Raw genomic sequence first — 1091 nt, forward strand, 5'->3', positions numbered from 1 at the left:
TACTGTCAGGACAAAAGAGACAGCCCGCGAATGTTGATATGTTTTGTTTAAAAGTACTGCCATGCACTATGACCGCGCTTTATATTTACACCTGTTTATCAACAAAAGGAATCATATAATGATGTAAATGATTGATATTCTTTTCTTTTTGCTACTTTTTCTTTTCTTGTTAATTGTTGTTTATATGTTGATAATTACAAAAGGAATAGGGTGAACTTTATGACCGCGTAGGTTAGCAGACCTATCAACACTTCTAGTCCCTATTCCTTTCTTAGTTGCTGAGAACCATTTAGAATCATAGGCAACAGGCCTTTAAAAGCTACTAGTTACAGCAACTCATTGTTAAATGTTAATTGTAAAATTATGAAAAACAAACGATTTATTGGTATTGATGTTTCAAAAGATACTTTGGATATCTACCTTCATCAGGTTAACGTTTATTTAGTAGTTCCTAATTCTCCTAAAGGCTTCTCAGGGTTACTTGAGACCTCATGTAAACATCTTAAATGCAAAGTAAATGATCTATATTTCTGTTTTGAAAATACAGGACGTTACAGCCGTTTATTAGCCGTATTCTTTTCAGAGGCAGATATTCTGTTTACTATGGCCCCAGCCATGGATATCAAAAGATCCATGGGAATGAAAAGGGGTAAAACAGATAGGCTTGACGCAAAAGCAATCGCCTTGTATGCCTGGCGAAAAAGGGATGAACTGAAACCAACCAGGCTTCATTCAGGGATGGTAGCACAGTTACGTCAACTCCTGGCTTTACGCGACAAACTTATTCGTCACCGGACAGCCTATAAGAATTCAATTAAGGATATTCAGGATTCATTTTTTCATGGTGAAACAACTTTAATTAAAGAATCACAAGAGCGCATGATAGAACATCTGAACACAGAAATAAAGCTTATAGAGACCAAAATAGAAGAAGTTATTCAATCATCTTCAGAGTGGGATAATAATTATAAACTTATTCAAAGTGTAAGAGGTATTGGTCCTGTACTGGCCAAGTATATCATTATCTATACTGAAAATTTTACCCGGATAAATAATGCTAAAAGCTTTGCATGTTATTCAGGAATAGCCCC

The 1091-nt window shown here is 35.3% G+C and carries 1 protein-coding gene; it reads left to right on the forward strand.

Annotated elements, in window-relative coordinates:
* Window positions 1-363: 363 nt before the first annotated feature.
* On the forward strand, window positions 364-1091 hold a 728-nt coding region (locus ACE01N_RS20455; RefSeq protein WP_380592932.1), incomplete at its 3' end, for an IS110 family transposase.

The sequence above is a fragment of the Quyinboa ferrireducens genome (assembly GCF_042436675.1).
Taxonomy (GTDB): domain Bacteria; phylum Bacteroidota; class Bacteroidia; order Bacteroidales; family UBA5342; genus JBHJHP01.